At 66.7% G+C, this 19,963-nt stretch carries 17 protein-coding genes; 7 read left to right on the top strand and 10 right to left on the bottom strand.

All coding sequences use genetic code 11. The features are described 5' to 3' along the window. Positions 1–415: 415 nt before the first annotated feature. Positions 416–859, bottom strand: a complete 444-nt coding sequence (locus tag P12x_RS24860; RefSeq protein ID WP_435007708.1) for a hypothetical protein — start codon at positions 857–859, stop codon at positions 416–418. A 293-nt stretch (positions 860–1,152) separates the two neighbouring features. Between P12x_RS24860 and P12x_RS24855 the strand changes: the two genes are divergently transcribed. The 4 genes from P12x_RS24855 to P12x_RS24840 all read left to right on the top strand — a co-directional run bounded on the left by P12x_RS24855 (position 1,153) and on the right by P12x_RS24840 (position 5,689). Further along, positions 1,153–1,881, top strand: a complete 729-nt coding sequence (locus P12x_RS24855; RefSeq protein WP_435007707.1) for a 3-keto-disaccharide hydrolase — start codon at positions 1,153–1,155, stop codon at positions 1,879–1,881. A 114-nt stretch (positions 1,882–1,995) separates the two neighbouring features. Further along, complete coding sequence (gene asnB / locus P12x_RS24850; RefSeq protein ID WP_435007706.1) at positions 1,996–3,870, top strand: asparagine synthase (glutamine-hydrolyzing); 1,875 nt, start codon at positions 1,996–1,998, stop codon at positions 3,868–3,870. 18 nt (positions 3,871–3,888) lie between these two features. Then, the gene (locus P12x_RS24845) at positions 3,889–4,623 is read left to right on the top strand and encodes a metallophosphoesterase family protein (protein ID WP_435007705.1); all 735 of its coding nucleotides are present in this window, start codon (positions 3,889–3,891) and stop codon (positions 4,621–4,623) included. A 43-nt stretch (positions 4,624–4,666) separates the two neighbouring features. Next, positions 4,667–5,689, top strand: coding sequence for a 1-acyl-sn-glycerol-3-phosphate acyltransferase (locus P12x_RS24840; protein WP_435007704.1), 1,023 nt, complete (start codon positions 4,667–4,669; stop codon positions 5,687–5,689). 17 nt (positions 5,690–5,706) lie between these two features. Here the strand turns inward: P12x_RS24840 and P12x_RS24835 are convergent, their stop codons facing one another. Further along, complete coding sequence (locus P12x_RS24835; protein ID WP_435007703.1) at positions 5,707–6,147, bottom strand: hypothetical protein; 441 nt, start codon at positions 6,145–6,147, stop codon at positions 5,707–5,709. 140 nt (positions 6,148–6,287) lie between these two features. Next, complete coding sequence (locus P12x_RS24830; protein ID WP_435007702.1) at positions 6,288–7,556, bottom strand: threonine synthase; 1,269 nt, start codon at positions 7,554–7,556, stop codon at positions 6,288–6,290. A gap of 320 nt (positions 7,557–7,876) precedes the next feature. Here P12x_RS24830 and P12x_RS24825 point away from each other — a divergent pair, with 320 nt between their 5' ends. Both P12x_RS24825 and P12x_RS24820 read left to right on the top strand, forming a co-directional pair. Continuing rightward, on the top strand, positions 7,877–9,460 hold the full coding sequence (locus tag P12x_RS24825) for a hypothetical protein (RefSeq protein WP_435007701.1): 1,584 nt from the start codon (positions 7,877–7,879) through the stop codon (positions 9,458–9,460). Between the two features lie 161 nt (positions 9,461–9,621). After that, entirely contained in the window at positions 9,622–10,512 is an 891-nt protein-coding gene (locus P12x_RS24820; RefSeq protein WP_435007700.1) for a J domain-containing protein, read from the top strand. A gap of 23 nt (positions 10,513–10,535) precedes the next feature. Here the strand turns inward: P12x_RS24820 and P12x_RS24815 are convergent, their stop codons facing one another. The 3 genes from P12x_RS24815 to P12x_RS24805 are packed head-to-tail and all read right to left on the bottom strand — an operon-like array spanning position 10,536 to position 15,855. Further along, positions 10,536–11,267, bottom strand: a complete 732-nt coding sequence (locus tag P12x_RS24815; protein ID WP_435007699.1) for a hypothetical protein — start codon at positions 11,265–11,267, stop codon at positions 10,536–10,538. A gap of 54 nt (positions 11,268–11,321) precedes the next feature. Further along, positions 11,322–12,767, bottom strand: a complete 1,446-nt coding sequence (locus tag P12x_RS24810; protein ID WP_435007698.1) for a DUF1501 domain-containing protein — start codon at positions 12,765–12,767, stop codon at positions 11,322–11,324. A gap of 4 nt (positions 12,768–12,771) precedes the next feature. Beyond that, positions 12,772–15,855 (bottom strand): PSD1 and planctomycete cytochrome C domain-containing protein, encoded by a 3,084-nt coding sequence (locus tag P12x_RS24805; RefSeq protein ID WP_435007697.1) that lies wholly within the window; start codon positions 15,853–15,855, stop codon positions 12,772–12,774. 147 nt (positions 15,856–16,002) lie between these two features. Here P12x_RS24805 and P12x_RS24800 point away from each other — a divergent pair, with 147 nt between their 5' ends. Then, on the top strand, positions 16,003–16,497 hold the full coding sequence (locus tag P12x_RS24800) for a DUF2127 domain-containing protein (protein ID WP_435007696.1): 495 nt from the start codon (positions 16,003–16,005) through the stop codon (positions 16,495–16,497). On the opposite strand, the gene P12x_RS24795 is transcribed toward P12x_RS24800, so the two are convergent. From P12x_RS24795 to P12x_RS24780, 4 genes are all read right to left on the bottom strand, one after another. Further along, complete coding sequence (locus P12x_RS24795) at positions 16,490–16,804, bottom strand: hypothetical protein (protein ID WP_435007695.1); 315 nt, start codon at positions 16,802–16,804, stop codon at positions 16,490–16,492. The two genes, P12x_RS24800 and P12x_RS24795, sit on opposite strands and share 8 nt — an antisense overlap. Before the next feature lie 101 nt (positions 16,805–16,905). Then, a complete protein-coding gene (locus P12x_RS24790; protein ID WP_435007694.1) occupies positions 16,906–17,370 on the bottom strand; it encodes a DUF4864 domain-containing protein in 465 nt (154 codons plus the stop codon). 114 nt (positions 17,371–17,484) lie between these two features. Beyond that, positions 17,485–18,540: a ferrochelatase gene (locus P12x_RS24785; protein ID WP_435007693.1), complete on the bottom strand. Its 1,056-nt coding sequence runs from the start codon at positions 18,538–18,540 to the stop codon at positions 17,485–17,487. Between the two features lie 79 nt (positions 18,541–18,619). Then, on the bottom strand, positions 18,620–19,933 hold the full coding sequence (locus P12x_RS24780) for a hypothetical protein (protein WP_435007692.1): 1,314 nt from the start codon (positions 19,931–19,933) through the stop codon (positions 18,620–18,622). Positions 19,934–19,963 lie beyond the last annotated feature (30 nt).

Below are 19,963 nucleotides of genomic sequence, written 5' to 3'. Positions count from 1 at the left end.
AGATTTCGTGCTAAGGAACGCCGCCACGGCCTGATCTTATCGAGGAACCCCTCGGCCCGACCTCAGGAACGCGGCATGGCTCTGTCCCTGATCCCGAATCGAACGAACCCATGATCGATCGAGCCTGGCGAACACTCACTCAAGGAGATTGGGATGGCCGCCCTAACCATGAAAAGGGAAGACCTGAGCTGGACAGATGGGCCTCGCTGCGCTCGACGCCACCTTGCGTTAATCCCTTGGAATCACGGTGATTATGGCAATCCTGTCCGCGTTTTCTGGCACGGAACGAAGCCATTCTCAAGCTGCAGAACGAACCCATTCTCGGGGTGCGGAACGAACCCATTCTCAAGATGTGGAACGAACCCATTCCCGGGGTGGGGAACGAACCCATTCTCGGGCTGGGGGTTCCGACCGCTCAGTTCTGTTCGTTCAGCAACGTGGGGTGGGGTTCGAGTTCGCCGGAGTAAAAGTCGAAGAACTGCTGCCCGGCGAAGTAGTCGGTCATGGCTCGCCGGACCGACTTGAGCTGGTCGGCGAACTGGACGTACTTCCGGATCATCTCCCGGCGCTTCTCGTCGGAGAGGTCGCAGATGTCGGCGTAGGAGCGTCGGCCGGTCTCGCGATCGAAGATGCTCCAGAGCCTCTTGATCTTCCGGCCCGTCTCCTCGTCCTCGAACATCAGCATCCGCGCATACTGGCGGGCCTTCATCTTCTTGGCGAATGCGATCAGCTCGGCGTCGGTCTCATATCCCTGGTGCCGGTCGATCCAGGAGACGATCTGCGAGGTCGTGAGCCTCGGCCCCTTGGCCTCGCAGAGTTCCTTCAGGCTCGCCACGATCTCGGCGGGTCCCATCGGCATGGCAGCATCCCCTCGGCATCAGCGTGGGTGGACCGGCCCGTTCTCCCGGTCCCCTCGGAATCTTTCTCAGTCTACCGGACGACTGAACCCGTGTCGACAGACCAGCGTACGTTTGTCACTCGTGTTCGTCCGTGCGATCGGTACAGTCGTCAATCTCTGCGCCAGGTCGTGCCGATCGGAGGGATCCGGCCGATTGACCGTCGGGCCCGCCCCCGATAGCGTGGGCTTTCCTGAGTCGGGCCGACTTCCTCCAGGGGACCAAAATGATGTCTTGCCAGTTGCGACAGAACGCGATGATCGCCGCCCTCGCCTTCGTCATGATCGGCGCGACCCCTCCGGAGGAGGAGGGCTTCGTTACCCTCTTCAACGGGAAGGACCTGGCCGGCTGGAAGGTCCCCGAGGGGGATAACGGCCACTGGAAGGTGGTCGAGGGGGTGATCGATTACGACGCCCGGAGCGAAGCGGCGGGGGCGAAGGATCTGGTCTCCGAGAAGGAGTACGGCAACTTCGTCCTCAAGTTCGACTGGCGGCTCAAGGAAACGCCGTACATCAATCAGGGAATCCCTTATGTGTTGCCCGATGGCCTGCACGCCCGAGGGGCCGACGGCAAGGAGCTGAAGCTGGCCCTGCCCGACAGCGATTCCGGCGTCTTCCTCCGCGACGTGAACGGCAAGAGCCAGGTCAACATCTGGTGCTGGCCGATCGGCTCGGGCGAGGTCTACGGCTACCGGATGGATCCGAAGATGTCTCCCGCCGTCCGGGCCGGGGTCACGCCCAAACACCAGGCCGACAAGCCGGTCGGAGAGTGGAACTCGTTCGAGATCACGCTGATCGACGACCGCCTGACGGTCGTGTTGAACGGGATCACCGTGATCCAGGACGCCCAGCTGCCGGGGATCCCCGAGCACGGGCCGATCGCGTTCCAGCATCACGGCGGGTTCAAGGACGGCAAATACCTGGGGCCGCCCAGCCTGGTCCAGTTCCGAAATGTCCGGATCAAGCCGCTCAAGGAGGACGACTGAACCAATCAGGACCAGGCAACCCCGATCGGCCCTTCCGTTCCGGAGGTGGGATCGGATAGCCTGGATCTCGTCGGATCAAGTCCCTTTCCCGCTCGGGAGTATTGACCTTCCTCCATGTGTGGTATCGCCGGATTCGTGAACCGGGACGGCGATCCGGCCGATCGCGGCGTGCTGGCCCGGATGACGTCGACCCTCGCTCATCGGGGGCCGGACGGGGACGGTCTGCACCTCGACGGGCCGGTCGGCCTGGGGCATCGGAGGCTCTCGATCATCGACGTCGAGGGGGGAGCCCAGCCGATGTCGAACGAGGATGGGTCGGTCTGGGTGACCTTCAACGGCGAGATCTACAATGACCCGGAACTTCGGGCCGGACTGTTGTCGAAGGGGCACACCTTCCGGACCGGATGCGACACCGAGAGCTTGGTCCATCTCTATGAGGATCACGGGGCGGATTTCCCCCGAGTGCTCAACGGGATGTTCGCGCTGGCGATCTGGGACGCCCCCCGGCGGAGGTTGATCCTGGCCCGCGACCGGATGGGGCAGAAGCCGCTCTATTATGCAGAGACCCCGGCCGGCTCGCTGGTCTTCGGCTCCGAGCCCAAGGCCCTGCTCGCCCATCCGGGCGTGTCTAGGCAACTCGACCCCCGGGGCCTGGCCCGCTACCTCTTCTATGAGTACCTGCCCGGCCCGCACTCGATCTGGGCCGGGATGAAGAAGCTCCCCCCGGCGCATGTCCTGGTCTGGGAGGAAGGCCGGGCGACCGTCGCCCGCTACTGGGATTCGCCCGCGCCCGCCGGCGATGCCCCGCCCTTCGAGGAGACCGCGGAGCAGTTCTGGGACGACTTCCGATCGGCGGTCGGTCGGCACCGGAGGTCGGACGTCCCGCTCGGGGTCTTCCTCTCGGGGGGCGTCGACTCGTCGAGCGTCGCCGCCGCCCTGGCCGAGCTGGAGCCGGCGCGCAATATCCGGACGTTCTCGATCGGCTTCGAGGACCCGAGCTTCGACGAGAGCGAGCACGCGCGGGCCGTCGCCCGGCACCTGGGGACGGACCACCACGAGCGGACCTTCTCGCCCGGCTCGGTCATGGAACTCCTGCCCGAGGTCGCAGGCTGGCTCGACGAGCCGTTCGGCGACGCTTCGGTCCTGCCGACCCACCTCCTGAGCCGGTTCGCTCGCGAAGGAGTGACCGTCGCCCTGGGCGGGGACGGGGCCGATGAATTGCTGGCCGGCTATCCGACCTTCCGGGCCGAGCGGGCCTCCGGGATGTTCCGGAGGCTCCCCCGAGCGGCCCGGTCCCTGGCTGGCGCGGCCGTCGGCCGCTTGCCGGTGAATCACGCGAACATGAGCCTGGATTTCAAGCTCAAGCAGTTCCTCCGAGGGGCCAGCGAGCCGACGGCCCTGGCCCATCAGCGCTGGCTCGGGTCGTTCTCGGGGGCGGAGATCGGAGCGATCCTCCTGGACTCCGGCGGCCTGGACGTCGAGGCCGAACACCTGGCGAGGGCCGACTCGCTGGCCGCCGGCTCCGACCCGCTCACGCGGTCGCTCCGGCTCTATCAGGATACCTACCTGCCGGACGACATCCTGACCAAGGTCGACCGGGCGAGCATGGCCTGCGGGCTGGAGGTACGCGCCCCGTTCCTGGACGCCGGGCTGGTCGACGAGATTCAGCGGCTCCCGGCGTCGTACAAGTACGGCAAGGGCCAGACCAAGCGATTGCTCAAGCGTGCGGCGGCCCGCCGATTGCCGGCCTCGATCCTGGCTCGGCCCAAGAAAGGGTTCGGCATCCCGGTGGCCCGATGGCTCCGGGGTCCGCTCGCCCCCCTGATGGATTCGATGCTCGCCCCCGACCGACTGGCCCGTCAAGGGCTGTTCCGGCCGGAGGAGGTCGCGCGAAGAGTCGGAGAGCACAAGGCCGGGGTCCGCGACCACCGGAAGCCGCTCTGGACCCTCCTGATGTTCCAGCTCTGGTACGATCGCTGGCTTGTCTGATCCGGCTCGGGGGTAGGGATGCGTATCCTGGTCGTCTCGGATATCCACGCCAACTGGCCGGCCCTGGCGGCGATCGACGAGCCCCACGACTTCTGCATCTGCCTGGGGGATCTCGTGGATTATGGTCCCGATCCCCTGGCCTGCGTCCGGTGGGCGATGGAGCACGCCCGCTACGCGATCCGGGGGAACCATGACCACGGGGTGGCCCAGGGGGTCGCTGTCACGGGCGAAACCGGCTATCGCTACCTGACCCGGGTCTCCCGGCCGATGGTCTGGGAATCCCTCGGGCCGGAGGAGCGCCGATATCTCCTGCAACTCCCGCTCACGTCCCGGTTCACGGTCGAGGGCCGTCGGTTCCTCCTGGTCCACGGGACGCCCCGAGACCCGCTCGACGAGTACCTCATGAAGGACCCGGAGACCTGGGCCCGGCGGATCGAGGACGCCGAGGCCGACGTGGTCTGCGTGGGCCACTCGCACATGCAGTTCAACCTCCGGGCCGGCTCCTCGATCGTCCTCAATCCCGGGAGCGTGGGAAATCCGCGCGATGGAGACCCTCGCGCAGCCTATGCTGTGATTGATGGGAACAAGATCGAGTTGAAGCGGGTCGCCTATCCGTTCGAAGAGACGATCGCACGGATCGAGGCTTCCCCGCTGCCCGATCGCGCCAAGGAGATGTTCCGCGAAGCCTACCGGATGGGTAAGCTCTCGCGACCGAATCCCGAAGCAACTCTCGATGGAGAGGAGGAACCTTGAGCGACCCGAGATCCCCCCGGACCTGCCGAACCGGTGAACTCTCATGACCGACCTCGGATTCCCGGCCACCATCGAGTCCCCGACCTTCGGGACGATCGGGCTCGTCGCGGGCCTGATTGTCCTGGGCGTGGTCGCCTGGGTTGCGCTGCTCCCCTGGATCGTCCAGCCGTTCCTCCGGCTTGTCCTCTGGTTCCGCTACGACCTCAAGAGGGTGGGCCTGGAGAACCTTCCCAGGACCGGGCCGGTCTTGCTGGCTTCCAACCACATGTCCTGGTTCGACGGCTTCTTCCTGGCCGCCTCGCTCCCCCGACGGGGGACGGCGCTGATGAATTCCGACGTCTTCCGATGGCCGGTCATCGGCTATCTGGCCCGGCGATGCGGCCTGATCTCGGTCCCGTATCGCGGACCTAAGGCCCAGCGAGCCGCGATCGAGGTTTGCCGGCAGGCACTCGCCGAGGGGCGACTGCTTGGGATCTTCCCCGAGGGGCAACTTTCCCGGAACGGCCTGACCGGGCCGTTCCATCGGGGACTCGAGGTGATCCTGGCCAAGCGAGAGGACGTGGCGGTCATCCCGGTCTACCTCGACAACGTCTGGGGGAGCATCATGAGCTTCTCGGGCGGTAAGTTCGTCAAGAAACGCCCCGAGGGCTGGCGACGGACGGTCGTGATCTCGTTCGGACCCAGGGTCGAGCCCCCGGTCACCGCCTTCAAGGTCCGTCAGGCGGTCCTCGCCGCCGGAGTCGTCGCCCATGCCCAGCTGGGTCGGCACCGGCCGATCGAGACCATCGACCCGACCTTGCCGCACTTCGAGCATCCTCGGCTCGGCCTTCTGACCGCCTCGACGCCCGACTTCACGATGGACGACACCACCCAGATCGGCCACAAGGCGGGTTCGGTCGGATCGCCGCTCCCCGGCGTGGTGATCCGGGCCGTCGACGAGTCGGGCGAGCCCCTCCCGGCCGATGGCGAGGGGCGGCTCCAGGCCCTGGTCGCCGGGCAAGCCGACTGGGTCGACCTCGACCGTCAGGGCCGGGTCGACCGCGACGGTTTCATCTTCCTGACCTGAGCAGATCACCCCCGCGATCAGCTCGATTTCGGGGACTTCGTCGAGGAGGTCCCGGTGGTCGGGCTCGATCCGGGCTCGACCGGTTTGGCGGACTTGGCCGTGGTCCTGTTCCGTTTCGCCTTGCCTCGGGCTTTCGTCGCGGCCAAGGATGGGGTCCGGGTTTGGGTGTTATTCGCCCCGACGGTTCCGGGATTGTTCTTCTTCTGCCTGGCCATCTGCTGGAGATATTGCTGCTGCATCCTCAGCATTCGCTGTTGCTGCTGCATCAGCATCCGTTGCTGGCCGATCTCGGCTGCCGCGAACGGATCTCCGCCCGCAGCTCGAAGGTCGCTCATGCTGGCCTGGCCGAAGGGCGTGTAGACATTGCCATTCCGCCACCGACCTCTCTGGGCCTCGGCATCCGTCGAGGTCAGGGCGATCAACGCCAGGGACGCCACGAGAGCGATCGCCGTTCGCATGAGAAGGCTCCGATCGACTTCGGGAGGATGGGAGAGATCTGCCAGGATAAACCCGCCCGGCGCGGTTTGGTATCGAACCGGCCGGGAAAACCGCCCGATTGTCGCAAAACCCCTCCTTGGGACATCTTGGTGAGCCGGAGTCAGAGGCCGCCGTCGAACAGGTCGCGGATCGTCGGCAGGTACTTCTCGGGCGAGGCGGTGTTGACCAGGACCACCCGGTCGCCCGGCCGGATCATCCCGAGATCGGCGAGCCGTGGGATCGCGGCGACGGTCGCGGCCCCCTCGGGCGACCAGGCGAAACGCCGGTCTCTCCACTCGGATCGGATCGCCTCGCGGATCTCCGGGTCGGTGACCGAGATCGCGCAGCCGCCGGTCTGGCGGATGATCCGGAGGACGTGGGCGTGGCCAACGTTTTTTGCCACGTTCAGCCCGGTGGCGATCGTCCGGCCCGGTTCCCTCGGGGTGATGTCCTCGTCCCCCGCGTCGAAGGCCCGGACGAGCGGGGCCGTCTCCTCGCTCTGGACGCAGACCATCCTCGGCCGATCGGGCCCGACCCGCCCCAGGGCTTCCAACTCGTCGAACGCCTTGGCCATGCCGACGACCCCGGTCCCGCCGCCGGTCGGGTAGACGATCACGTCGGGCAGGCTCCAGGTCCGATCGGGCAGGCGATCCCCCCGAGGCTCGGCCATCTCCAGGCCGAGGGTCTTCTTGCCCTCGGTCCGCCATCCCGGCTCCGAGAAGGTGGCCACGCTGAAGTAGCCGCGGGGGACGTACTCCTCGCGGACCCTCGCCGCGCAATCGACGATCGTCCCGGCGACCAGTTCGAGGGTGATCTGGGACGGATGGAGCCGGGCCAGGGCCGCGACATTCCCCAGGATCGGCCGGTCGGTCTCGGGCGACATGACGATGGCGGCCTCGATCCCGGCGGCCAGGGCATAGGTGGCCAGCGAATCCCCGGCGTTGCCCTGGGTGGGGATCGCCAGCCTGGAGAGCCCGAGCGCCCGGGCCATCGAGACGGTCATGGCCATCCCGCGATCCTTGAACGACAGGGTCGGATTGGCCCCGAAGTCCGGGTGGTGACGCCCTTCATCCTTCACCTCGAACCGGCATCCCAGGCGATCGGCCCAGGGATGGGGGTAGTCGATACCGGGCGTGTTCCCCTCGCCCAGGGCCACGATCGACCTCCGATCGGCCGGGTCATCGATGTCGAGAGGTAAAAGTCCCCCAAACCGCCAGAGGTCGCGGCGAGTCGGATTCCACCCGCCATCCGGCCCTCGCTCGGATTTGAGCCGATCGAGGTCCAGCATCACCTGGACCGGACGGCCGTCTCGTTCGCAAAGATTCATCGAACGATCTGCGGGAAAAGTCGCGCCGCAGGTTGGGCAGGCCAGGTGGGACACGTAACGCATGGAGGTTTCTACTCTTTCGGTCGGTCGGATCGGACCCGGACGGGCCATTCCCTCCGGCACGACCTCCGCGGAGGGTTGTTTTCGGAAAGTGATTATCTTCGGTGAATAGTCGGGGGTAATCGAGCGTCTTCCAGAAGCCGGGCGGATTCGACGAGGAGTCTCGTCCGGTCTCATCCTCCCAGTTCCTGCTGCCTCTCTCGCTTCGAGCCCAATTTCAGAATCCAACCCTTCGATCAGGAATCCGGGAAACGAAACTTTCCCTGACCGATCGACGTGTCTCTTGAAAGACCATTTTCCCCCTCTCACCCAAGGTACGTCTCATGTCCCTGCTGATTCGATTCCGCCCTCTGACCGCTTGCCTCGCTTGCGGGCTCCTCGGCTTCGTGCCGACCCCGACCCGCGCCGATGAACCGCTCAAGGCGGTCGACGAGCCCGGAATCAATCTCCTGGAAGCCGCCAGGTCCGGCGCCGTCGCCATCGAGGCCGAAGGGACCGGCGACGGTCGGATGATGATCAAGGTCACCAACCAGACCAACAAGCGTCTCAAGGTGGTCCTCCCGCCCGGACTGGTCGCCTCCGGTGCTAGTGGCCAGATGGGTGGCATGGGAGGCATGGGCGGCGGCATGGGCGGCGGCGGGATGGGCGGTGGCATGGGCGGCGGCGGCATGGGCGGTGGCATGGGCGGCGGTATGGGGGGCGGCATGGGCGGTGGCATGGGCGGCGGCGGTGGTGGCGGCATGCTCGTGATGCCGGCGACCATGGGCCTGATGACCCTCGGCCGTCTGATCATGCGGCTGGTCGAGCCCACCGAGAGCTGGGATCCCTCCTCGCTCATGTCCGGCATGATGGGCGGCGGCATGGGGGGCATGGGTGGCGGCATGGGCGGAGGTATGGGCGGCGGCATGGGCGGCGGCATGGGCGGCATGGGCGGCGGGTTCCGATCGGTCCCCCCGACCGACCTTCCCAACGCGATCGTGGAACCGGGCAAGACCCGGAGCCTCGCGACCCGCGTCGTGAGCCTGAATGCCCCCCATGAGGACGCCTCGGTGGCCTTGCCGACCAAGGGCGAGCAACTCCAACTGGGCGACGTCTCGGAACTTCAGGCTTCCCCACAAGTCCAGGCGGCCCTCCGTCGGCTGGCCAGGGACAAGGCCCCCGAGAACGTCTCGCAGTTGGTCCTCTGGTCGGTCGGCGGGATGAACTGGGACGACATCGCCCGGATCTCGCAGGGCTGGGCCAATCCCCAGGAGTTGATCCTGGCTCGCGAACTCGCCTCGAAGATCGACGCCCTGCCCGCCGGCGAGACCGGCCGGCTCCTGATCGAGATCTCCTCCAAGGGTGAAGCGACCTCCAAGACGGCCGAGATGCTCCGCGGAGTCCTCCGCGACAAGAACATGCTGGGCCTGACGGTTGAGTCGGTCGTCCCCGCCAAGCCGACCTCCCCGTCGGTGGCCTGCAAGGTCCAGGTGATCGGGACCGCCGAGAAGCCCGAGGTTTCGGTCCAGGTCGCCTCCAACGACAATCGGGGAGTCTGGAAGGGCCTCGGCAAGTTCACCCTGCCGGTCGAGCTGGACAAGGCCGGTAACGTGAACGCCCAGGCGTTCGGCGACGCCCTGGCCGAGGAGATCCTCAAGCGGCTGGTGAACGTCAAGCTGGTCAAGGGTCAGAAGGTCAAGGGCAAGGATACCTTCGCGATCCGGGTCGAGAACTTCTCCCCCCTGATCCTCAACGGCGTGGCCGTGAGCGGGTCGGTCGTCAAGCCGAACGAGGCCCCCAAGATGCTCCTCGGGATCGCCCTCTCGCCGCGCCGGTCGCTGTCGGTCCCGGCCTCGGCCGAAGCGGTCGAGGCGTTCGGCCTGAAGGACGGCATCAAGGTCCAGGCCCTCGACCTCTCGGGGCTCTAATCCCGGAATCTCCGGTCCGACCCTGATCCATCGACGCCCCGGGCGGTCTCGACCTCCCGGGGCGTCGTCGTTGGCTGGCCTTGGCGATCGAGGGTCCCAGCCCGTACATTGGACTGGCCCGAGTCCGAAATCCTCGCCATCCAGGAAAGCTCTCCCCCGCCATGAGCCAGGATCAGGCCACCAGCCCTCGCCTGCCCAAAGGCGTGTCGATGCTGCCGAGGGCCCGATCGGGTCGACGATTCCTGGCGAAAATCCGCCGGAAAGGGATCGAGGTCCACCTCGGCCTCTACGAGTCGGCCGGCCTGGCGGCGTTCGCCTTCAACGTCGCCTCCGAGGCCATGGGCCGAGGGTCGCGACCGCCCAACGAGATCCCCCGGGCCGAGCAACCCGACGCCGAGGAGGTCCGCCGGATCACCTCGAACGTCCGGAAGCGGCTGGGCCTCGATCCGCCGGCTCGCCCCTTCGATGAGATCCCGCCCGACCCCGAAGCCTTGCTGACCCTCTTCGAGGTGACGATCGTCGGCTTCTGGCGTGACCAGGCCGCGCAGTCCGAGCCCGGCCCGGGTCTCGATGCCGCCGCCCGTCGACTGGCCGAGTCGGCCCGGTTGGTCTTCTGGAACCCCCGAGCCGGGCACCCGAGCCCGACCGAGGCGATCACCCGGCTGGTCTCCCGGAGGATCGACCAGACCTTTCGTCGGTCGGATCTGACCCGAGCCATCCTCGACGACGACGGCGACGACGACTGGCGGGTCGCCCGCTGGCTCGTCCATCCCGACGCCTTCCCGGCCACTCGGGGGTTCCGCGACGAAGTTCGGTTCCTCTACTCCGACTTCTTCGAAGGGACCGTCGAGGGCTCATCCCGGGCTGGAATCCCCCCGTGGGCGACCGTCCTCGGGATCGCCCCGCCGTTCAGCACCGAACGGGTCCGCGACGCTTATCGCGCCCGATCCAAGTCCGCCCACCCCGACGCCGGGGGCACGCACGTCGAGTTCGTCCGGCTCCGCGAGGCGTTCGAGGAAGCCCGCGACTACTGCCAGGCACTGGGAATCTGAGGCCAGCGACCTCCGAAAACCTCTCAATCCTCATCCTGATACCACCAACCCCCGCCCATACTTACATTGAAGTTGAGGTTCCAGAAAGGCCCCAATCGTTTGTCGGCCGGGGTCTCCGGGAGATGGCGGACGAAACCCGATCGACCGGCCGGGTCCGGGTAAGTGATCAGCCCGACACTTCCCGTCTCACGATTGATATCCGAGCCGACGAACGTGAAGAGTCCCGCATCGACCGGCCAGGCGATCGCCTCTCCCCGGGATACCCGGTCGGCCAGCCGATTCATTGACGGTCGGGAGACAAGGCAGGCCAGCTTCAGGGGCCACGAGTCCATGACCATCGTGGTAGGCGCGATCGACAGGGCCAGGACCACCCCCAGGCCCAGGAATGCGGGTCGGCGCGATTTCGGATATTTGGCAACGAGCCCAACCGCCCAGGCCGAACCCAATCCCAGGGTGAACGTGATCCCGCAGTACGCTGCCAGGAACATCAGGAGATACCCGCCCAGACACAAGGCATAGATATCCGTGGCAGCAACGAAGAGATTGGTCGCGACGGCCGATGACCAGAATCCCCAGATCGCACATTTAGGATGAAACCGGCCGCAGTGGTGCCAGAAACCCGCGATGAAGATCCCTACCACTCCGATCGGGATCAACGCAGGGCTGAGCGTTCGATACAGGAAAAGGCAGAATGCCACGATCCCCACGGCGATCATGAGTCCTCGCATCGTGAACCGGATGCGGGGAAATGGCATGGTCCGATCCGGTACGACCATCGGGTTCCCAACGACTCGCTCGGATGGTTCGGATCACGCCAGCAACTTCTCGACCACCTTGCCGCTGACGTCGGTGAGCCGGAAGTCTCGACCTTGCGAGCGGAAGGTCAGCCTGGTGTGGTCGACGCCCAGACACCGGAGGACGGTGGCCTGGAGGTCGTGGGCGTGGACCGGTTCCTCGACGATGTTGTAGGCGAAGTCGTCGGTCTTGCCGATGACCTGGCCTCCCTTGATCCCGCCCCCGGCCATCCACATCGTGAAGCACCGGGGGTGATGGTCGCGGCCGAAACTGTCCGCGGTGATCTTGCCCTGGCTGTAGGTGGTCCGGCCGAACTCGCCTCCCCAGATGACCAGCGTTTCGTCGAGGAGTCCGAGCCGCTTCAGGTCCTTCACCAGCGCGGCGGCGGGCTTGTCGGTGGCGTCGCACTGACGTTTCAGCTCGACGGGCAGGTTGCTGTGGTGGTCCCAGTCGCGATGGTAAAGCTGGACGAACCGGACGTCACGCTCGACGAGCCTCCGGGCCAGCAGGCAGTTGTTGGCGAACGACGCCTGGCCGGGGGTCGCGCCGTACATCTCGACGACCTCCTTCGGCTCCTTGGCGATATCCATCAGCTCGGGGACGCTGGTCTGCATCCGGTAGGCCATCTCGTAGGAGTTGATCCGGGCGGCGATCTCGGGGTCGCCCACGGTATCGAGCCGGATCTTGTTCAACTCCTGGACGCCGTCGAGGAGTTGCCGACGGACGGTCGGGTCGATCCCCTCGGGGTTCGAGACGTAGAGGACCGGGTCGCCGGTCGACCGGAGCGAGACGCCCTGATACTTGCTGGGCAGGAAGCCGTTCCCCCAGTAGCGCGAGAGCAACGGCTGCCCGCCGCCTCCGGAAAGGAGGATGACGTACTCGGGGAGATTCTGGTTCTCGCTCCCCAGGCCGTAGGAGACCCACGAGCCCAGGGTCGGCCGACCCGGCTGCTGGTTGCCGGTCAGGAGGAAGGTGACGGCCGGGTCGTGGTTGATCGGGTCGGTGTGCATCGACCGGATGATCGCCACGTCGTCGACGATCTCGCCCAGGTGCGGGATCAGTTCGGACAGCTCGACGTTGTTCTGGCCGTAGGTCTTGAACGGGTGGGACGCCCCGACCATCAGCAGTTGCGACTGCCCGCTGGTCATCCCGGTGATCCGCTGGCCGTTCCGGACCGAGTCGGGTAGCTCCTCGTTGGTCCGCTGCTTGAGGACCGGCTTGGGGTCGAACAGGTCGATCTGCGACGGGCCGCCCGACATGAACAGGTAGATGACCCGCTTGGCCTTGGGCGCGAAGTGAAGTTCGGGTAAGGCTCCCAGAGACTGCCGACCATCGGTCGTCCCGGCGAAGAGGTCGCGGTTCAGGAGCGAGGCCAGGGCCATCACCCCGATCCCGGAGGTGGACCGGCCGAGGAACTGCCGACGGGTCGAACCACGGGCGATCTCGTCGAAGTCGAGCACGGGGTCACCCCTTCGTGATGGTCTCGTCCAGGTTCAGGAGCACGTTGCCGATGGCGGTCCAGGCGGCCAGCTCGGCGGGGTCGAGGCCCGGGTCTCGGGGCGACTCGCCGACCTTCAGGAGCGACTCGGCCGCCTGGGGGTTGGCCCGGAAGTGGGCGAGCTGCTGGCGGTAGAGTTCGAGCAGGACCGAGCGTTCGCGGTCGGTCGGCGATCGGGCCAGGCAGAGGCGGAAGGCGTGGACCATCCGGGCCTCGGCATCCGAGGCGACTTCCTTCAAAACCCTCTGCCCCAGGACTCGCGCGGACTCGACATAGACCGGGTCGTTCATCAGGACCAGGGCCTGCAACGGCGTGTTGGTCCTGGGACGCTCCACGGTGCAGACCTCGCGGTTGGGGGCGTCGAAGGTGAACAGCGAGGGATAGGGCAACGACCGCTTCCAGTAGGTGTAAATCCCCCGGCGGTAGAGGTCGTCTCCCTGGCTCTGGGTGTAAGCCTGACTGGAGAACTCGCGACCGAAGGCCAGCTCTTCCCAGAGCCCCGGAGGCTGGTACGGATAGACGCTCGGCCCGCCGATCCGCTCGTCGAGGAGGCCCGAGATCGCCAGGGCGTTGTCCCGGATCGACTCGGCGTCGAGCCGGAGCCTGGGCCCTCGGGCAATCAGGCGGTTTTCGGGGTCGAGGTCGACCAGGGACGCCTCCACCTTCGAGTCCTGCCGGTAGGCGGCCGAGGTGACGATCAGGCGATGGAGGGCCTTGACGTCCCAGCCGCTTTGGATGAACTCGGTTGCCAACCAGTCGAGCAACTCGGGATGGCTGGGCCATTCCCCCTGGGTCCCGAAGTCGTTGACCGTCTTGACGATCCCCGTGCCGAAATACTGCTGCCAGAACCGGTTGACCGTGACCCGGGCGACCAGGGGATTGCCCGGGTCGACCAGCCACCGGGCCAGCCCAAGTCGGTCGGCCGGCTGGCCGGCGGGGAGCGGCGGGAGGCTCTCGGGAACGCCCGCCTCGACCTTCTCCCCCTTGCTCCGGAAGTCGCCCCGCATCAGGACGCGGGTCTCGCGAGGCTTGGGCATCTCGGCCATGACCATCGTGACCGGGATCGACCCATCCACCTCCGTCTCGGACTTCCTCAGGGCGGCGATCTCCCCGGAGATCCGACGGCCCTCGTCCCAGACCTGGGTGCGGAAATAGGTCCGCAGCTCGTCGGCCTGCTTCTCGGACCGATCCGGGGGACTGACCGCGAGTGCGGAGGCGACCGGCCCCGGCAGGATGACGGCGGCCTGGTCGGTGACGGCCAGCCGGAACCGGCCGATGGCGTGGCGAGGGAACGGGCTCTCGAACCGGAGCCGGACCCGGATCCGGCCCCCTTCGCCCGCGACCAGCGGGGCCTTGGGCTCGAAGATGGCCCTACGATCTTCGACCTTCCGGTCGCCGTCCACCGCCCAGCCGCTGGCCGGGTCGGTGTCGATGGCCTTGGCGACCTGGAAGTCCCCGTCGGACTGGAAGTAGTCGGCCTCGGCCCTGGCCATCGGGACCGACGACCATTCGTCGGGCTTCTCCGCGGTGGCCGACTCGACCTCGAATCCGGTCAGGACGAAGTTGGCGTTGTCGGCGCGGCCGGTCCCCTTGCGAACGTGGCTCTCGTGCGTCAGCGCCTCCAGGCGGAAGGCCCGGATGCTGGCCAATCCGGCCGGGGCGAAGATCTCGTAGACGTCTTTATCGGGGTTCGTCCCGGAGGCCAGCACCGATCCGTCGGGCTGCTCGGTCAGGGTCGTGCCCCCCGTCGAGTTCAGGGCCAAGGGCCCGAGGACGGACCAGCCCTTCGAGGACTCGCCTCGTTCCTTCTCCCACGCGACCTGGGCGAGATCCGCCTCGTTCGACGGGGCGACGAGTTGCTCGGACAGCCGGGCGATCGACGATCGGATCTCGGCGAGCCGGGCGGTCTGGTCGGCGGAGGGGACTTTCATCCGGGGGGCGGGAGATTCCTTGTTGCCGTCGAGGCCCTTCTCGGCGATCCCGTTGAAGAAGGCGTAAAAGCGATAGAAATCCTTCTGGGTGAACGGGTCATACTTGTGATCATGGCACTCGGCGCAGGCCAGGGTCACGCCCAGGAAGACCGTCGCCGTCGTGGTGACCCGGTCGCCGATGTACTTGGTCAGGTACTCCTCGGCGTCGGCCCCCCCCTCGAAGTTGACCATCGTGTTCCGATGGAAGCCACTGGCGATCTTCTGATCGACGGTCGCCCCGGGCAGCAGGTCGCCGGCCATCTGCTGGATCGTGAACTGGTCGAAGGGGAGGTTCCGGTTGAACGCGTCGATGACCCAATCGCGATACTTCCAGATGTCGCGATGGTTGTCGATGTGATAACCGTTGGTGTCCGCATAGCGGGCCGCGTCGAGCCAGTTCTGCGCCATCCGCTCGCCATGGTGGGGCGAGGCCAGCAGCCGGTCCACGAGCCGTTCGTAAGCATCGGGGCGGGTGTCGGCCAGGAAGGCGTCGACCTCGGCGATCGTGGGCGGGAGGCCGGTCAGGTCCAGCGTGACCCGGCGGATCAGGGTGGTCCGATCGGCCTCGGGGGAGGGTTTGAGGCCCTTCGCCTCCATCCCGGCCAGGAGGAACGCGTCGATCGGATTCCGGACCCAGGATCGTCCCTCGACCTCGGGGGGCGTTGGCCGCTTGGGGGGAGTGAAGGCCCAGTGGCCCTGCCAGTTCGCCCCCTCGGCGACCCATCGGCGGAGGGTGGCGACCTGCGCCTCGGTAAGAGTCTTGCCGCTCTTGGGCGGGGGCATTTTGAGTTCGGGGTCGGCCTCGGTCAGGCGGAGGATCAACTCGCTCGAATCCGCGTCTCCCGGGACCACCGCCGCGCCTCCGGGACGATCGCGGAAGGCGTCTTCCTTCCGATCGAGCCGGAGCTCTCCCTTCCGGACGTTCCCGTCGGGCCCGTGGCAGGCGTAGCAATTTTCGGCGAGAATCGGCCGGATCTCGCGGTCGTAGTCGACCGGCCCCGCGAGCACGCTCGCCGACCAGACCAGGGACGCCGCGACCGCCCAGGCGCCGACCGGCCGTATGTTCCGTCGCTTGAACATGGATGCTTGACCCTTTCGGCCCGGATCGTGCAAGAGACGACCTTTATGTTAGCACAAGCCCACGGCCCGTTAAACACTTCTTGGATCGCGCGGTGGGCAGGCTGGCTTTAGTCTCAGGTCTCCAATTTATCCGTCGAGGGACGCGTGGTGAATCAGAATCCGATGGGATTACGAGTGATCGGCGCGTTCAAGCTGTTGACCGGGCTACTCCTGGCGGCGCTGGGGATCGGGCTCTTTCGCCTGCTCGGGGGCGATCCCGGCGCGACGGCCACGAGGATCGTGACGGCCCTCCGGTTCGACCCGGAGAACCGGCAGATCCACGGGGCGATCCATTGGATCTCCGGGGCCAGTCGGGCTCAACTGGAGGAGATACGGTTGGGGACCTTCGCCTACGCGACCCTCTACCTGGTGGAAGGGACCGGCCTCCTGCTCCAGAAGCACTGGGCCGAATACTTCACCGTGGTCGCGACCGGCTCCCTGATCCCCTTCGAGCTTTATGAAGTCTGGGAACGGACGACCCTGGTCCGCCTGACGCTCCTGGCGATCAACCTGGCGATCGTGGGCTACCTGATCCTTCAACTCAGGCGAGGTCGGAGTGGCGAGGCCGGGGCAAGCCTGGCCCCGGCCCGGTCGATCACTTGACGGGCGGGTCGTAATAGCGGGCGAGCCCCTGACCATAGGCCCCGGTCATATAAGGCCAGGTCCAGGGATCATAGGGGTGCCCGTACGGGCGACCGTAGAACGGGAAGTCCTCTGTCCCGTAGCCCACATAACCGCGAGCCGGGTAGGACGAAGCATAGTAGCTGTAACGATGGACGACGGGGGATGAGGCCACGGACGCGACCGGGGTCGAAGACGTCCCCCTCTGTCGGAAAAGCTGGGCCTCGGCCCTGGGGGCGGCATTCATCAAGCCGGCCAGGACGATCAGTGCGAACATCGACTTCATCATGGTGTGACCTCGGGTGCGATGGGCCGAATACGATCCTTCCGCGCAACCCTGGGTGAATGCGGGGAAGGTGTCGCCCAGGTTAGCTGGCCAAGATGGGTTGATCAAGCGATATTCCCGGGTTCCACGGGAGCCAGGTCGGGAACCGGGATCGCACCATCGGTGAACCAGCAACCGGACTCGGGATCCTTGGAGAGCTGGAATTCGTACTCGTAGGCTTTCCCATCGGCGGCGATGATCGTGACTCGTCGGATGGCCCGATCTCCCCGAATCAGGACCGGGCCATATCCGGCGATCCGGTGGCCGATCATCGGCTTGTAGGCCGGGCTCTTGACGATCTGGGCGAAGTGCTCCAGCGGCCCGGTCACCCGGCGGTTACCGGGTGAGGCGAGGCTGAAGGTGATGGCGATCCCCGCGTCTCGGGCGGGCTTGTCGTTGGTCCGGAGGGCCTCGACCTGGATCTCGACCACCTCACCGGGGGTCAGGTTGGGATTCGGGCCGGGGGCGTCGGCCGCCCAGGCGGAGATCGGGGCCAGCAGCAGCACCATCGCGAGGAGCTTGCGGATCATGGCGGGGACTCCGTCCAGGGTTCCAGCGGACCAGGATTCTGAATCGATCTTAGGTCGCCCGCCGCCGGGCCGCCATCGAGAACGGTGAAAGCCGCCGGCTCCGGTCTCGAACCATCAGGACGAGGCGGGTCGAGCCGGTCGGGGGGGCGGCAGGCAGCAATCGACCGGGCAGACGTCGTGGTTGGCCGGATACTGGCCCACGGCTCGCCGATCGGGCGTGCGGGTGATCCGCTCGCGGATCAGCTCGGCGAGCATCCCGACGAAGGTAGGATCGACCCCGGCGGTCCCGGCCCGGACCATGTTCAGGCCCAGCTCCCGGGCCCGGTGGCTCGCCTCCTCGTCCAGGTCGAACATGACCTCCATGTGGTCGGAGAGGAAGCCGACCGGCTGGACGACCACCTCGGAGGCCCCCTGCTCTTTCAGGGCGTCCAGGTGTTCGAGGATGTCGGGGCCGAGCCAGGGGTCGGTCGGTCGGCCGCTCCGGCTCTGGTAAACCAATGACCAGCGACCGGGGGCGACGCCGGATTCCTCGGCGACCAGCCGGCAGGTCTCCATGAGCTGCTTCTCGTAGTTGCAGTTCACCGCCATCGAGTCGGGGATGCTGTGCGCGGTGAAGGCCACGACGGCCGAGGCTCGACGATCCTCGGGGAACCGTTCGAGGGCCTCGCGGACCTTCCTGGCGTTGACCTCGATGAAGTCGGGATGGTTGTAGAAGACCCGCATCTTGTCGATGGTCGGGGCTTCGGCGCCGACGGCCTCGCGGGCCTTGATGATGTCCTCGCGATACTGTCGGCAGCCCGAGTAGGAGCTGTAGGCCGAGAGGACCACGCCGAGGGCCCGCTTGACCCCGGCCTCGGCCATGGCGCGGACGGTATCGGTCAGCATCGGGTGCCAGTTCCGATTCCCCCAGTACACTGGCAGGTCGACCCCCTGACGGGCCAGCTCGGGCTTCAGGGCGGCGATCAGCTCGCGGACCTGGCCGTTGATCGGGCTAACGCCGTCGAAGTGGTAATAGTGCTCGGCCACTTCGAGCATCCGCTCGCGGGGGACGGGGCGACCTCGGAGGACGTTCTCCAGGAAGGGGATCACGTCCTCTCGCCCCTCGGGCCCTCCGAAGCCGACGATCAGGAGGGCGTCATGGTCCGTCTGGGCGGGGTTGATGGTGCTCATGCTTGGCGGGGCCTGGTCGGGGGTTCGGGATCATCGGTCGCTCTTCCTGTTATAGTCGACCGACGACCCGTCTCGCCCCTCAAGGCAGGGGGACATCCTTGAATTCGAACTCCAGCGGGATGGTCACGACCTTGGCGGGGGTCTCATAGACCAGCATGTGGTCGGCCGGTTTCCCGGGGGCGTCGACGAACATGTACTCGAAGCCCATCTTGCCGCCGGAGCTTCCCGAGCTGTTGAAGCCGCCATTCTGCTCGAATCGCGATCCGTCGGGCTTCTGGAGCCAGGTCCGGTTATTGAATAGTCCCTGGCGGTAGCTCTCGAAGGCCGGTCCGTCCCCGGGGAAGGCGACCGAGAGGGCGACGATCCAGACTTGCTCCTGGACCTCGGTCGATTCCAGGGTCACGCTGACGTCGCCCTGCTTCTGGGTGACGTTGGTGCCGGCCAGGCTGGGAAACTGGAAGGTCCTCATGCCGGAGGGGACCGTGACAGCCCCCTTCACCTTGAGGCTCGAGATCTTCTTGGCCGAGCGCTCGGGCGCGGTCAGGTTTAGATTCACCTCGACCGCGCAATTCCCGGCCCGGAGCCCCGTCTCGTTGGTCTCCTGGCTCACCTGAGGGGGGATGGGCTTGCCCTGATCGTCGACGATCGCCAGATCCTCATTCTTGAGGCTCAGGAGCATCGGCCGGAGCCGAGGCTCCCAGAGGACGTCCAAGGTGGCCGTGGCCGTCCCGGTCCCGGCGGCGAAGTCGCGGATCGCGCCGAGTTGCTTGAAGTGAATCCGGAACGGCCCGGTGTAAAGGACCATCGGCCGCTCCGACTTGGGCATGGTCGAGCCCGCCATTGCTCCGGCGGTCAGGCCGAGCGTCCCGTCGCCGGTGTACGGGTTGATGGCAACGCCCGCCTTCTCGGCCACGATGTCGAGCGCCTCGAAGAACGGCTTGTCCTGGATGTCGAGGTCCAGGGCCGGATTGGTCGCCTCCTCGCCGAACGCCTCGCGGAGATCCTCGACCACGTTGCCGGTCTGCGTCTGGAGCGCCTTGATCGCCTCGGTCAGGCGGATCCCCTGCCCCTGGAGTGTGACCTTCGACGCCCCGAGATTGGTCTGCTCATCCATCTCCTGGAGCTTGGCCCGGACCCGCTCGATCCTCTCGGCCAGGTCGGGCTTCTTGGCGTCGCCGGCCAGGGGGATGAGCGGGAGAGCCCTCGGCCCCAGATCGATCAGCGACTTCTCGGCCGCGGCTCGAGTCTCGACCTTGGGCGACTCCAGCCGCTCGACCAGCTGCGAGACCCGGTCCTTCAAGGCCGACTCCGACCCCTGCCAGGCCGAGGCTGGGCTCGCCAGGGCGATCGCCAGACATCCGATCATCCAGGACGCACAAGTCGCTCGTCGCATGGTCGGTCCTTCCGCATTGGCTGGTTCGAT

The sequence above is a fragment of the Tundrisphaera lichenicola genome, from assembly GCF_051175385.1.
Taxonomy (GTDB): Bacteria; Planctomycetota; Planctomycetia; order Isosphaerales; family Isosphaeraceae; genus Tundrisphaera; species Tundrisphaera lichenicola.
Note: the sequence above shows the minus strand (reverse complement) of the source record. Positions and strands in the feature narration are given on the sequence as shown.